Origin of the sequence: Thiomonas sp. OC7 (assembly GCF_900634595.1) — a bacterium.
Taxonomy (GTDB): Bacteria; Pseudomonadota; Gammaproteobacteria; order Burkholderiales; family Burkholderiaceae_C; genus Thiomonas; species Thiomonas arsenitoxydans.
Genome location: NZ_LR131953.1, coordinates 3,364,772 through 3,377,519 on the forward strand (window position 1 = coordinate 3,364,772; position 12,748 = coordinate 3,377,519).

Genomic DNA, 12,748 nt, shown 5'->3' on the forward strand with positions numbered 1-12,748 from the left:
GCGGGCGTGGGGGAAAGACGGCGCAAACCGAGGGAAATGCAGGGGTTGAAGGTGCAGATCAAGGTAAATTATAGGGTTCGCCTTCCGTATGGCGGGCGCGGATCTGAATCCCCTACCCTGAAGAGATGCGCTCAGGATGGGGATGAGTGGCCAGGGTGGCAGCACGCACGGTGTTTGTGCGGACGTTTTTTGTAGGCAGAGAGTGAGGTGGTTGTGCGCGAATTCCGGAAGTCCGACAAATTGGCCGATGTCTGCTATGACATCCGAGGTCCCGTGCTCGACAAGGCGCGGCAGATGGAAGAGGAGGGGCAGCGGATCATCAAGCTCAACATCGGCAATCTGGCTGTGTTCGGCTTCGAGCCGCCCGATGAGATCGTGCAGGACATGATCCACAACCTGCCCAGTGCGGCGGGTTACACCGATTCCAAGGGCCTGTTCGCGCCGCGCAAGTCCATCGTGCATTACACGCAGGAAAAGGGCATTGCGGGGGTGAGCATCGACGATGTGTTCATCGGCAACGGCGCCTCCGAGCTCATCAATATGAGCATGAACGCGCTGCTCAACAATGGCGACGAGGTGCTGATTCCCGCGCCGGATTACCCGCTCTACACCGCGTCGGTGGCACTTTCGGGCGGCAAGCCGGTGCACTACATCTGCGACGAACAGTCGGACTGGTATCCGGACATTGCCGACATCCGTAGCAAGATCACGCCCAACACCCGGGCCATCGTGGTGATCAACCCCAACAACCCGACCGGGGCGCTGTACCCGCGCGAGTTGCTCGAAGAGATCGTGCAAGTGGCGCGTGAGCACGAACTCATCGTGTTCGCCGACGAGATTTACGACAAGACGCTGTACGACGGCAACACCCACACCAGCATCGCCTCGCTGGCCGACGATGTGCTGTTCATCACCTTCAACGGCCTGTCGAAAAACTACCGCTCCTGCGGCTACCGCTCGGGCTGGATGGTGGTGTCGGGCAACAAACGGTGTGCGCGCGACTACATCGAGGGGCTGACCATGCTGGCCTCGATGCGCCTGTGCGCCAATACGCCGGGGCAGTTGGCGATTCAGACCGCGCTGGGCGGTTATCAGAGCATCAAGGATCTGGTCGCGCCGCAGGGGCGCCTGACCAAGCAGCGCGATCTGGCTTACGACCTGCTCACGCAGATTCCGGGCGTCAGCGTGGTGAAACCGAAGGCGGCGCTGTATATGTTCCCGCGGCTCGATCCCGAGATTTACCCCATCGCCGACGATCAACAGTTCGCCTACGACCTGCTGGCGCAGGAAAAAGTGCTGATCGTGCAGGGTACCGGCTTCAACTGGCCGCAGCCCGACCATTTCCGGCTCGTTTTTCTGCCCAATGCCGACGATCTGACGGAAGCCATCGGCCGCATCGCGCGCTTTCTTGAAACCCTCCGCAAGCGCAGCCGCGCGGCGGCCTGACTGCCTGACTTCCACTCCCGTCCTCTATGAAACCTTTACAGATTGCCCTTCTCGGCGCGGGCACCGTTGCCAGCGGCGTGGTCAAGGTGCTGGCGCGCAACCAGGAAGAGCTGCAGCGCCGCGCCGGGCGTGGCATTGCCCTCGCGGCGATTGCCGCGCGCAACCCCGACAAGGCGCGCGCCGCTTTAGGGGACGCTCTGCCCATCACCACGGATTTCATGGCGTTGGCGACCCGGCCCGACATCGACATCGTGGTCGAACTCATGGGGGGCATCAGCCCGGCGCGCGAGTTGGTGCTGGCGGCCATCGCTGCGGGCAAGCATGTGGTCACCGCGAACAAGGCCTTGCTGGCCATGCACGGCAACGAAATCTTCGCCGCGGCACAGGCCAAGGGCGTGATCGTGGCCTTCGAGGCGGCTGTGGCCGGCGGAATTCCCATCATCAAGGCGGTGCGCGAAGGGCTGGCGGGCAACCGCATCGAATGGATCGCGGGCATCATTAACGGCACCACCAATTTCATCCTGTCCGAGATGCGCGACAAGGGGCTGGATTTCGCCACCGTGCTCAAGCAGGCGCAGGCGCTGGGCTATGCCGAGGCCGATCCGACCTTCGACATCGAGGGCGTGGACGCGGCGCATAAAGCGACCATTCTCTGCGCCATCGCGTTCGGCGTGCCGGTGCAATTCGACAAAGCCTATGTCGAAGGCATTACCGCGCTGCAGGCCGCCGACATTCGTTACGCCGAGCAACTCGGCTACCGCATCAAGCTGCTGGGCATCACCAAAAACACCGGTGAGGGCATCGAGTTGCGCGTGCATCCCACTCTGATACCGGCCACACGTCTGATCGCCAATGTCGAAGGCGCGATGAATGCGGTGGTGGTGCAGGGCGACGCGGTCGGCCCGACGCTGTATTACGGCAAGGGCGCGGGCTCCGAGCCCACGGCCTCCGCCGTCATCGCCGACCTGGTGGACGTGACCCGGCTGCACACCGCCGATCCCGAGCACCGCGTACCGCATCTGGCCTTCCAGCCCGATGCGATGAGCGACTTGCCCATCCTGCCGATGGATCGGGTGGTCACCGCCTACTACCTGCGCCTGCGCGTGGCCGATCAGACCGGGGTGCTGGCCGATCTCACGCGCATCCTGGCCGATGAGGGTATTTCCATCGACGGTCTCATTCAGCGCGAGGCCGGGGAGGGCGAGCATCAGACCGATCTCATCATTCTCACGCATGACACCGTCGAGGCGCGCATGAATGCGGCCATCGGCCGCATGCAGACCCTGCCCAGCGTGCACGCGCCCATCGTGCGCATTCGTAAAGAGGAGTTGCGCTGATGCGTTATCTGAGCACCCGCGGCGAGTCCGCGACCCGAGGTTTTTCCGACATCCTGCTCGAAGGGCTGGCGCCCGATGGCGGGCTCTATCTGCCCGAACACTACCCGCAGATCGATCGCGCCACGCTGGCGCAATGGCGCGGGCTGTCTTACGCCGATCTGGCTTTTGAGATTCTGTCGCGTTTTATCACCGACATGCCGGCGGACGATCTGCGCGCGCTGATCGCCAAGACCTACACGCCCGAGGTGTTCGGCGGCCATGCCGAGATCGTGCCGCTCAAACCGCTGAAAGGCGATCCGGGTATGGCGCTGCTGGGCTTGTCCGAAGGGCCCACGCTGGCGTTCAAGGACATGGCCATGCAGTTGCTCGGTAATCTGTTCGAGTACGCGCTGGCCCGCCAGCACAGCGAACTCAATATTTTCGGCGCGACCTCGGGCGATACCGGCAGCGCGGCCGAATATGCCATGCGCGGCAAGCGCGGTATTCGCGTGTTCATGCTTTCGCCCTTCGGCAAGATGAGCGCGTTCCAGACCGCGCAGATGTATTCGCTGGCCGACGCCAACATCCACAACATTGCGGTGCAGGGCGTGTTCGACGATGCGCAGGACATGGTCAAGGCCGTGTCCAACGACCTCGACTTCAAGCGCCGCTGGCGCATCGGCACGGTCAACTCCATCAACTGGGCGCGGCTTGCGGCGCAGGTCGTCTATTACTTTGCCGGTTACTTCCAGGCCACGCGCAGCAACGACGAGCAGGTGAGCTTCACCGTCCCGTCGGGCAACTTCGGCAACATCTGCGCCGGGCATGTGGCGCGCATGATGGGTCTGCCGATCCGCAAGCTGGTGCTGGCCACGAACGAAAACAACGTGCTCGACGAGTTCTTCCGCACCGGCGTCTATCGTCCGCGCAAATCGGCGGAAACACACCACACCTCCAGCCCGTCGATGGACATCTCCAAGGCCTCGAACTTCGAGCGCTTCATCTTCGATCTGCTCGGGCGCGACGCCTCGCGCGTCCATTCGCTGTTCGCAGGCGAACTGCCGAGCAAGGGCTTTTTCGACCTCTCGGCCGATCCGGCGTTTGCCAGGATTGCGGCCGACTACGGTTTCGCCTCGGGCGGCAGCACCCATGCCGACCGGCTCGCCACCATCCGCAGCGTGTGGCAGGGCAGCGAACGGCTGATCGACACCCATACCGCCGACGGCGTGAAGGTGGCGCGCGAGCACCTGGAGCCGGGCGTGCCCATGCTGGTGCTCGAAACGGCGCTGGCCGCCAAGTTCCCCGAAACGATTCAGGAAGCCGTGGGTACCTGCCCGCAGCGCCCGGCCGGACTCGAAGACCTCGAACGCCGCCCGCAGCGTTTTGCCGTCATGCCGGTCGAGGTGGAGGCGGTGAAGTCCTATATTGCGATGCACTGCGGCGCGGGGCTGGCGGGCTCCTGATGAAGGTCGTCGGATTTGCCGGGTTTTCCGGCAGCGGCAAGACCACTTTGGTCGAGGCGCTGGTCAAGCGGTTCGTGCAACAGGGGTTGCGGGTGTCGGTGCTCAAACACGCGCATCACCGCTTCGAGTTCGATCATCCGGGTAAAGACACCTGGCGGCACCGCGAGGCCGGCGCGTTTGAGGTGCTGGCCGCGTCCGACCGCCTGATCACGCTGCAGCGCCGTCTGCCAGAGCCGCGAGAGCTTGGGGCGCCCGAGCTTTTGCCCATGCTCGATCCAGCCGCTGACTGGGTGTTTGTCGAAGGCTTCAAGCAGGCCCGGCTTCCCAAGGTTGAAGTGTGGCGCGCCAGCACCGGGCGCCCTCTGTGCTACCCCGAGGATGCGCAGGTTCTCGCTATCGCCACCGACTCGTCGCAGCAACTCCCGCAGCCCGCCCCTGCCGCCGTCCTCGACATCAACGCCCCGGCTGCCGTGGCCGACTGGTTGACGGACAATGCCCCCAAATTCGAGTACCTGCCATGACTTCGCCAGCTTCACCTCTGATCGATCCCGATGTCGCTTTGCAGCGTCTGCTGGCCGCTGCGAGCCCGATTAGCGAGACCGAGACGCTGCCGCTCTCATCCGCTCTTGGTCGGGTGTTGGCGCAAGAGGTGCGTTCCACCATCGACGTGCCCCCCGCTGACAACACCGCGATGGACGGCTACGCCTTGCGCAGCGCCGATGTGTCTGCCGCGGGCACCTGCCTGCCGGTGAGCCAGCGCATTCCGGCCGGCGCCGTGCCGCAGCCCCTGCAGCCGGGAACGGCGGCGCGCATTTTTACTGGCGGGCTCATTCCACCGGGCGCGGACGCCGTGGTGATGCAGGAACAATGCGCCGCCGAGGGTGATGCGGTGCGCATCAACGCGCAGCCCAAGGTCGGCGATTGGGTAAGGCGGCGCGGCCTGGATGTGGCGGCTGGCAGCGTGGTGCTCGCAGCCGGTCAACGCCTGCGACCGCAGGGTCTCGGGCTGGCCGCTTCCGTGGGAGTGGCCTCGCTACGAGTGCGTCGCAAGCCGCGTGTGGCGATTTTGTTCACCGGCGACGAACTTGCCATGCCCGGCGAGCCGCTACGCCCCGGCGCCATTTACAACTCCAACCGCTTTGTCATCCGCGCCCTGCTGGAAACCGCGGGATGCGAGGTGACCGATTTCGGCATCGTGCCCGATCAGCTCGAGGCTACCCGCGCCGTGCTGCGCCAAGCCGCGCTGGGCCACGACCTCGTGGTGTCCACCGGGGGCATGTCGGTGGGCGAGGAAGACCACGTCAAACCCGCGGTGCAGGCCGAAGGCGCGCTCGATCTGTGGCAGATCGCCATGAAGCCTGGCAAGCCGCTGGCCTTCGGCCATCTGCGCCGCAGCGAAGAACAGGGCGAAGCCGCCTTCATCGGTCTGCCCGGCAATCCGGTGTCGAGCTTCGTGACCTTTCTCCTTTTTGTGCGGCCCTTTTTGCTCGCCTTGCAGGGCGCAGGGCAAACCGCCGTGCAGACGCTGCCGGTGCGCGCCGCGTTCGATTGGCCCAAGCCGGACAGGCGCCGCGAATATCTGCGCGTTCGGCTCAACGCGCAAGGCGAGGCCGAGCTGTTTGCCTCGCAGAATTCCGCGGTGCTCACCTCGACCGTCTGGGCCGACGGCCTGGTGGACAACCCGCCGCAGCAGCCCATCGCCCGTGGCGATGTGCTGCGCTACCTTCCGTTTTCATCCTTGCTGCAGGGCTGACCCATGCTCGTTCAGATTCGGTATTTCGCCAGCGTGCGCGAAATCGTCGGTGTGCCTCAAGAAACGCACGACCTGCCCGAAGCGGTGCTCACCGTGGGGCAGGCGCGCGACTGGCTGCGGGCGCAGGGCGGGCGCTACGCCCTGGCGCTGGCGGCTGAAAAACCGCTGCGCATGGCGTGCAATCAGCTCATGTGCGACGGCGACACAGCGCTGCAGCCCGGCTGCGAAGTCGCGTTTTTTCCGCCCGTCACCGGGGGCTGAACGCATGGAGCCGATCACCATTCGCATCCAGACCGAGCCGTTCGACCTGGGTGCAGAAATGCAGGCGCTGCGGGCTGGGCGGCTGGATGTGGGCGCGATCGCCAGTTTTGTCGGGCTTTGCCGCGATCATCATCCGGGCGTTTGCGACCCCGGCCATGTGCAGGCGATGGAACTGGAGCATTACCCTGGCATGACCGAGCGCGCCATTGCCGACATGGTGCACGAGGCACAGGCGCGCTGGCCCTTGCTGGGTGTCACGGTGATTCACCGCGTGGGCCGCCTGCTGCCGGGCGACGACATCGTGCTGGTGCTGGTGGCCAGCGCCCACCGCGCCGCGGCCTTTGCCGCCTGCGAATTTTTGATGGATTACCTCAAAACCCAGGCGCCGTTCTGGAAGAAGGAAACCACGCCCGAGGGCGGTCAGTGGGTCGATGCCCGCGAATCCGACGACGCCGCTCTGCGCCGTTGGGGCGTCGAGTCCGGCAACGCCGGCTAAGCATCCCTGGGTTGCCCTCGGGTTGACCCGCTAGGCGCTCGATGTCCCATCGATTACACCCGGATACATCTGGGTTCGCGAGGGGATGTCATGCAAGCCACAAGACGACAGGTATTGATCGCAGCGCTCTGCGCGGTGTCCAGCAGCGCAGCAAACGCCGCTGCACAGCTGGTGCAAACGCCCTACAAGGCGCCGATGAAAGTGGTGTTCGAGTTTTACCTCGACGACCCCGCAACCCTTTCCAATGCGCTGTTCTGGGTGCGCTCGGTGTTCAACACGGTGCAGGCCTCGCCCTATGACTTCTCGCCCGAAGATGTGCAGGCCGTCGTGGTGTTGCACGGCACCGAGATTGCCGCCACCGTTATCCGCAATCAGGACCGTTATCGTGAAGCCGTCGAGCGCATGCGCTATTACGCGCAGATGGGCGTGAAGTTCAAGGTGTGCGGACAGGCGGCGCACGATTTCGGCTACACCCCGGCGGATTTTCTGGACTTCATCGAAATAGTGCCCAACGCCATGACCGAGTTGATCTATTGGCAGCAGCAGGGTTATGCCCTGATCATTCCGCGCATCCTGATCAAGCGGGAATCGACCGATCACATCCGCTGATTTTTTGCGCTCTCTCAGTAAAAACCCCTACGAACGCTCGTTCGTTTTCTCCTGCTTGCGAATGACACATTCGGATACCCGAATTTGTAAACGGCTGGGCTAATCTCCGACACGTCAGCGCACCGGCGATGGATGCCGGTGAAAAAACCGAAGGTTGGCCGCCCCTGGCGCGTCAGCCGAGCCTGGAGACCCGTTCCATGTCCACACCCAAAAAACTGGGGCCGCTGCAGTTCATTCTGCTGGCGATTCCCTGCGTTGCCGTGCTCGCCATTCCCTACTTCAACAAGCTGGAACCCAGCGTGTTCGGCATTCCCTTCTTCTACTGGTGGCAACTCGTCTGGGTGCCGCTGTCCGGGGTGTTCATCGCCATCGTCTACAAGATGGTCGTGCCGTCTGGAAGCGGAGACTGACGCCATGAATGTCGTTGCCACCGTTGTTTTTGTCGCGTTGTTTGTCGGTATCGCGGTTCTGGGATTCGCCTCGGCGCATTGGCGCAAGGGGGATATGAATCATCTGCATGAGTGGGGTCTGGGCGGGCGACGCTTCGGCACTTGGATCACCTGGTTCCTCATCGGGGGTGACCTTTACACCGCTTACACCTTCGTGGCCGTGCCCGCGCTGGTGTTCGGTGCCGGGGCGCTGGGTTTCTTTGCGCTGCCTTACACCGTGCTGGTGTATCCCATGGTGTTCGCCATCTTGCCGCGTCTGTGGATCGTCGCGAAAAAGCACAACTACATCACCGCGTCCGATTTCGTCGCCGGACGCTACGGCAGCCCGGCGCTGGCGCTGGCGATCGCGGTGACCGGCATCGTCGCCACCATGCCCTATATCGCGCTGCAGCTCGTGGGCATTCAGGTGGTGATCGGCGGGCTGGGTTTTTCCACACAGGGGCTGATGGGGGATGTGCCTCTGGTCATCGCCTTTGTCATTCTGGCTGCGTTCACCTATACCAGCGGGCTGCGCGCCCCAGCGTCCATTGCGGTGGTCAAGGATCTGCTGGTCTACATCACGGTGATCGCGCTCATCATCGTGGTGCCGTACAAGCTCGGCGGCTTCGGCAACATTTTCGCCGCCATTCCGAAGGGGCATCTGCTGCTGCCGCCGGTGAAAGACGGCAACCTGGGCCTGCAGACGTTCTATCCGACTTTGGCTTTTGGTTCGGCGCTGGCGCTGATGCTGTATCCGCACGCCACCACGGCCGTGCTCTCGGCCAAGGGGCCCAACACCCTGCGCCGCAACTGGGTGTTCCTGCCCGCATACTCCTTCATGCTCGGCCTCATCGCGCTGCTCGGTTATATGGCCTATGCCTCGGGCATTGCCAAGCTGCCTGATCTGGCGCCTTACTTCAAGCAGTACGGCCCGCAGTTCGCCATGCCGGGTCTGCTGCTGCACTACTTCCCGAGCTGGTTTGTCGGGGTGGGTTTTGCGGCGGTGGCGATTGGTGCGCTGGTGCCCGCGGCCATCATGTCGATCGCAGCGGCCAACCTGTTCACCCGCAATATCTACAAGCCCTATATCAATCCGAACTGCAGCACGCGCAAGGAAACCGAGATGGCCAAGCTGGTATCGTTGCTGGTCAAGTTCGGTGCGCTGCTGTTTATCGTGTTCCTGCCGCTGACCTACGCCATTCAGCTCCAACTGCTGGGCGGTATTCTGATTTTGCAGACCCTGCCGGCCATCGTCTCAGGCATCTACACCCGCTGGTTCGACGCCAAGGCGCTGCTGCTGGGTTGGGCGGCGGGTCTGGTCTGGGGCGTCTGGGCGGCGTCGCTCAGCGGCTTCAAGGCCTCGGGCTATGGGCTGCACATTGCGGGCATGGTGATTCCGGCTTACATCGGCTTGTACGCGCTGGTGATCAACTTCGTGGTCGCCATCGTCGCCACCCTGGTCATCGGTGCCTTGGGCATGGCCAACAAGCAGGATGCAACCGTGGCCGCAGACTACGCGGGCTAACGACATAAGACAAGTTTCTGCTCCCTGAAGATCGCGCGCCGGAGGTTTGACTCCGGCCGAACGCGACGGTAGTGCCAAGGGCCGACAGCAGTCGGCCCTTGGTTTTTGTATGCTGCGCACTCACCCCGGAGATCCCCCATGCTGCTCACCGCCATCCTGCTGCTCATTGCCTCGCAACTGCCCATCGTCGCGGCGGGCAAGGCCAAGTCGGGCACGTTTCGCTCCAAGGAAAACCGCTACGACAACAACGAGCCCCGGCTCTGGATGGAGCGGCAGACCGACCCACGCAGACGCCGTGCCAACGCGGCGCAGGCCAACAGCTTCGAGGCCTTGCCGTTTCTGTTTGCGGCGGCCTTGTTTGCCCTGTATCTGAAAGCGCCGCTGGAACTGATCAACGGCCTGCTGGTCGCTTGGCTGGTGTTGCGTGCGGTTTATCTCTGGTGCTACCTCAACGACCGCGCCTCGTTGCGCTCGGCGGTGTGGGGGCTTGCGCTGCTGGTCAACATCGCCCTGTTGTTTGCCCCGTTCTATGGATAAGCAGGTCGCTTCAACACAGCCTGCGCGCAGTGCGCTCGACGGCCTGCGCGTGCTCGAACTCGGCAGCCTGATTGCCGGGCCGTTTGCCACCCGGCTGATGGCCGAGTTCGGCGCGGACGTGATCAAGATCGAGTCGCCCGCACGCGGCGATGATCCGGGCGGCGATCCGCTGCGCAGTTGGCGCAAGCTGCACAAAGGCGAGTCGCTGTGGTGGACCGCGCAGGCGCGCAACAAACGCTGCATCACAGTCAATCTCAAACACCCGCAGGGTCGCGACATCGTGCTGCGGCTCGCGGCGCGGGCCGATGTGGTGGTGGAGAACATGCGTCCCGGCGCACTCGAAAAGCTCGGCCTGGGTTGGGACGACCTGCGTGCCGTCAACCCCAGTCTGGTGATGGTGCGCATTTCCGGCTTCGGCCAGACCGGGCCGATGCGCCTGCAGCCGGGTTTTGGCGCCATTGCCGAGGCCATGGGCGGCATGCGCTATGTCACCGGCGACCCGGATCGCCCGCCCATGCGCGCCAATCTGTCGCTGGGCGACTCCATCGCGGCGTTGCACGCCACCATGGGCGCGCTCATGGCGCTGCGCCACCGCGACGCCACCGGCGGGCGGTGGAACGGGGAGCAGGGCGGCGAAGGGCAGTTGGTCGATGTGGCGCTGACCGAGAGCGTGTTCAATCTGCTGGAAAGCACGCTGATGGAATACAGCTACGACGGCACGGTGCGGCAGCGCACGGGAACGAGCATTCCGGGCATCACGCCGTCCAACGTCTATCGCAGCAAGGGCGGCGAGTGGGTGCAGATTTCGGGCAATGGCGATGCGATTTTCAAGCGGCTGATGCTGGCCATCGGCCGCGCCGATATGGCCGAGGATGCCGGGCTGGCGCGCAATCCAGGCCGCATGGCGCGCGCCGACGAGATCGACGCGGCCATACAGCAATGGGCTGCGGGACAAGAGCCCGAAGCCATCGTGCAGGCCATGCGTGCGGCCGAGGTGCCCGCCACCCGCATCTACAGCATTGCCGATGTGGCGGCCGATGCCCAGTTTCGCTCGCGCGGCATGATCGAGCCGCACGCTCTGGCCGACGGCACGCCGGTCGATTTGCCCGCGCCCGCGCCCCGCTTGTCAGCCACGCCAGGAGCCACGCGCTGGCTCGGCCCGGCGCTGGGGGCGCACACCGATGAGGTGTTGGCCGAACTGGGTCTGGACGCCGGGCAGATCGCCGCGTTGCAGCAAGACGGCGCGGTCTGAACGCGTGATCGCGCTTACTGCTGCGCGACGTCGATCAGTTTTTTGTCCCGCGTCTGCACGCTGTAGTGCAGTTCTTTGCGCTGACGCTCGGCAACCTTGACAGGCTGGCGCACGATGTTGCGGCGCTTGACCTGCGGTTTGCGTTCGGCCACTACGCGCCGTTTGACCACCTTACGCTCGGCCACGATGCGCCGCTCGTCCGCCTGGCGCTCAGCCACGAAAATGCGCGGGGTGTGCGTGACGTAAATGGTCACGAACTGACCCTTACGGAAAATGCCGCGCTCGGTCGTGCGGTTCCACTGCGCCACTTGCAACGGGCTGAGGTGATAGCGGTGCGCTACGCCCTGCACCGAGTCGCCATATCGGCCGACGCGCAGCACCATGCGACGCCCCGGCGGGGCTTCGGGCGCAAAGGCCAGCACCGCGTTTTCGGCGACGGCTGCGCTGACGTTTTTATTGCTGCCGTCATCCGCCTTGGGAATCAGCACGGTCGAACCGGCCCGGATGAGCTGCCGCGCCGGAATGTCATTGGTCTCGCGCAGCACGGCTTCGCTGACCTTGAGGTCGCTCGCCAGTTGCATCGGCGACTGAGTAGCTTTGACGGTGTAGGCCGTCCAGGTGGACAGCGGGCCGTTGTAAGCCTGCAGCGCTTGCGCAAAGTGCGTGGCGTTGTCGTAGGGCAAGAGAATGCGCGGGTTCGTCGCCCCCAGGATCACCGGCTTGGTGTAGGAGGGGTTGAGCGAGCGGAACTCGTCGGGCGTCAGGCCGGCCAGTTTGGCAGCCAGCGACACGTCGATATCGCGCGTGATGGTGACCGCCTTGAAGTAGGGATGATCGGGAATGTCGGGCAGGGTGATGCCGTACTTGCTCGGATCGGAAATGATGTCTTTCACCGCCTGCAGCTTGGGGTAGTAGTTGCGGGTTTCGTTGGGCATGCGCAGGTCTTGGTAATCGACCGGCAGGTTGTGCGCCTTGTTGTAGGCAATGGCGCGTTGCACACTGCCTTCGCCCCAGTTGTAGGCCGCCAGGGCGAGCTGCCAGTTGCCGAACATGTTGTAGAGGTTCTGCAGATAGTCGAGCGCGGCGTTGGTCGAGGCCAGCACGCTGCGGCGATCATCCTGGAACATGTTCTGCTTGAGGTTGTAGTGCTTGCCGGTGGACGGAATGAACTGCCACATGCCCACAGCGTGGGCCACCGAGCGCGCGTCGGGGTTGTAGGCGCTCTCGATAAAAGGCAGTAGCGCCAGCTCGGTGGGCATGCCGCGCTTTTGCACTTCCTGCACGGTGTAGTAGAGGTATTTGCGCGCGCGCTCGGTCATGCGGGCGACATAGTCGGGCCGGGTGGTGTACCACTGCGCGGCCTGCGCCACCAGCGGGCTGTCCATATTGGGAATGGCGAAACCGGCGCGGATGCGTTGCCAGATGTCGTTGTACTGAGGGGTGATGTCCTTGGTGTCGTCTTGCAGCGCCGTTTGCTCCGCGGGAGTGATGGCGCTGTTGCCGACCACCTCGGCCTTGAGCGGTGTGCCGGGTTCAGCGGCTGCGGAAGCGGCGGCGGTAGAACTGCTGGGCGGTGGGGTTAGAGATGAGGCGGCGGTTTTTTCGGAGGGAGGGACGGCGGCGCATCCGGCGGCCATTGCGACCATTGCACCCAAAGCCCAA

13 protein-coding genes are annotated in these 12,748 nt (G+C 64.1%); 12 read left to right on the top strand and 1 reads right to left on the bottom strand.

Translation table 11 applies throughout. The features are described 5' to 3' along the window. Positions 1 to 213 precede the first annotated feature (213 nt). From BIO17B3_RS16150 to BIO17B3_RS16205, 12 genes are all read left to right on the top strand, one after another. Positions 214 to 1,446 carry a pyridoxal phosphate-dependent aminotransferase gene (locus BIO17B3_RS16150; protein ID WP_013123680.1) on the top strand — a complete coding sequence of 411 codons (1,233 nt, stop codon included), beginning with the start codon at positions 214 to 216 and terminating at the stop codon, positions 1,444 to 1,446. A 26-nt stretch (positions 1,447 to 1,472) separates the two neighbouring features. After that, the gene (locus BIO17B3_RS16155; RefSeq protein ID WP_156054795.1) at positions 1,473 to 2,783 is read left to right on the top strand and encodes a homoserine dehydrogenase; all 1,311 of its coding nucleotides are present in this window, start codon (positions 1,473 to 1,475) and stop codon (positions 2,781 to 2,783) included. Then, entirely contained in the window at positions 2,783 to 4,225 is a 1,443-nt protein-coding gene (gene thrC / locus BIO17B3_RS16160) for a threonine synthase (protein ID WP_156054796.1), read from the top strand. Before BIO17B3_RS16155 ends, thrC begins: the two co-directional genes overlap by 1 nt. Continuing rightward, complete coding sequence (gene mobB, locus BIO17B3_RS16165; protein ID WP_156054797.1) at positions 4,225 to 4,746, top strand: molybdopterin-guanine dinucleotide biosynthesis protein B; 522 nt, start codon at positions 4,225 to 4,227, stop codon at positions 4,744 to 4,746. Before thrC ends, mobB begins: the two co-directional genes overlap by 1 nt. Beyond that, complete coding sequence (gene glp, locus BIO17B3_RS16170) at positions 4,743 to 5,978, top strand: gephyrin-like molybdotransferase Glp (RefSeq protein ID WP_156054798.1); 1,236 nt, start codon at positions 4,743 to 4,745, stop codon at positions 5,976 to 5,978. The genes mobB and glp overlap by 4 nt, the downstream gene beginning before the upstream one ends. 3 nt (positions 5,979 to 5,981) lie before the next feature. After that, positions 5,982 to 6,239, top strand: a complete 258-nt coding sequence (moaD, locus tag BIO17B3_RS16175) for a molybdopterin converting factor subunit 1 (RefSeq protein WP_156054799.1) — start codon at positions 5,982 to 5,984, stop codon at positions 6,237 to 6,239. 4 nt (positions 6,240 to 6,243) lie between these two features. After that, on the top strand, positions 6,244 to 6,735 hold the full coding sequence (gene moaE, locus BIO17B3_RS16180) for a molybdopterin synthase catalytic subunit MoaE (protein WP_156054800.1): 492 nt from the start codon (positions 6,244 to 6,246) through the stop codon (positions 6,733 to 6,735). Between the two features lie 90 nt (positions 6,736 to 6,825). After that, complete coding sequence (locus BIO17B3_RS16185; RefSeq protein ID WP_156054801.1) at positions 6,826 to 7,344, top strand: DsrE family protein; 519 nt, start codon at positions 6,826 to 6,828, stop codon at positions 7,342 to 7,344. A gap of 197 nt (positions 7,345 to 7,541) precedes the next feature. Next, the gene (locus tag BIO17B3_RS16190) at positions 7,542 to 7,754 is read left to right on the top strand and encodes a DUF3311 domain-containing protein (protein ID WP_013106355.1); all 213 of its coding nucleotides are present in this window, start codon (positions 7,542 to 7,544) and stop codon (positions 7,752 to 7,754) included. A 4-nt stretch (positions 7,755 to 7,758) separates the two neighbouring features. Beyond that, entirely contained in the window at positions 7,759 to 9,297 is a 1,539-nt protein-coding gene (gene mctP / locus BIO17B3_RS16195) for a monocarboxylate uptake permease MctP (RefSeq protein WP_156054802.1), read from the top strand. Between the two features lie 138 nt (positions 9,298 to 9,435). Beyond that, positions 9,436 to 9,834, top strand: a complete 399-nt coding sequence (locus BIO17B3_RS16200) for an MAPEG family protein (protein WP_156054803.1) — start codon at positions 9,436 to 9,438, stop codon at positions 9,832 to 9,834. After that, complete coding sequence (locus BIO17B3_RS16205; protein ID WP_156054804.1) at positions 9,827 to 11,086, top strand: CaiB/BaiF CoA-transferase family protein; 1,260 nt, start codon at positions 9,827 to 9,829, stop codon at positions 11,084 to 11,086. Before BIO17B3_RS16200 ends, BIO17B3_RS16205 begins: the two co-directional genes overlap by 8 nt. A gap of 14 nt (positions 11,087 to 11,100) precedes the next feature. Here BIO17B3_RS16205 and BIO17B3_RS16210 read toward each other — a convergent pair whose 3' ends face one another. Next, positions 11,101 to 12,723, bottom strand: coding sequence for a transglycosylase SLT domain-containing protein (locus BIO17B3_RS16210; protein WP_232054319.1), 1,623 nt, complete (start codon positions 12,721 to 12,723; stop codon positions 11,101 to 11,103). Positions 12,724 to 12,748 lie beyond the last annotated feature (25 nt).

What these genes read in the sequence shown, in the direction of transcription:
- BIO17B3_RS16155 (WP_156054795.1), top strand. Translation starts at nt 1,473, where the DNA reads ATGAAACCTTTACAGATTGCCCTTCTCGGCGCGGGCACCGTTGCCAGC.
- thrC (WP_156054796.1), top strand. Translation starts at nt 2,783, where the DNA reads ATGCGTTATCTGAGCACCCGCGGCGAGTCCGCGACCCGAGGTTTTTCC.
- mobB (WP_156054797.1), top strand. Translation starts at nt 4,225, where the DNA reads ATGAAGGTCGTCGGATTTGCCGGGTTTTCCGGCAGCGGCAAGACCACT.
- glp (WP_156054798.1), top strand. Translation starts at nt 4,743, where the DNA reads ATGACTTCGCCAGCTTCACCTCTGATCGATCCCGATGTCGCTTTGCAG.
- moaD (WP_156054799.1), top strand. Translation starts at nt 5,982, where the DNA reads ATGCTCGTTCAGATTCGGTATTTCGCCAGCGTGCGCGAAATCGTCGGT.
- moaE (WP_156054800.1), top strand. Translation starts at nt 6,244, where the DNA reads ATGGAGCCGATCACCATTCGCATCCAGACCGAGCCGTTCGACCTGGGT.
- BIO17B3_RS16185 (WP_156054801.1), top strand. Translation starts at nt 6,826, where the DNA reads ATGCAAGCCACAAGACGACAGGTATTGATCGCAGCGCTCTGCGCGGTG.
- BIO17B3_RS16190 (WP_013106355.1), top strand. Translation starts at nt 7,542, where the DNA reads ATGTCCACACCCAAAAAACTGGGGCCGCTGCAGTTCATTCTGCTGGCG.
- mctP (WP_156054802.1), top strand. Translation starts at nt 7,759, where the DNA reads ATGAATGTCGTTGCCACCGTTGTTTTTGTCGCGTTGTTTGTCGGTATC.
- BIO17B3_RS16200 (WP_156054803.1), top strand. Translation starts at nt 9,436, where the DNA reads ATGCTGCTCACCGCCATCCTGCTGCTCATTGCCTCGCAACTGCCCATC.
- BIO17B3_RS16205 (WP_156054804.1), top strand. Translation starts at nt 9,827, where the DNA reads ATGGATAAGCAGGTCGCTTCAACACAGCCTGCGCGCAGTGCGCTCGAC.
- BIO17B3_RS16210 (WP_232054319.1), bottom strand. Translation starts at nt 12,723, where the DNA reads ATGGCCGCCGGATGCGCCGCCGTCCCTCCCTCCGAAAAAACCGCCGCC.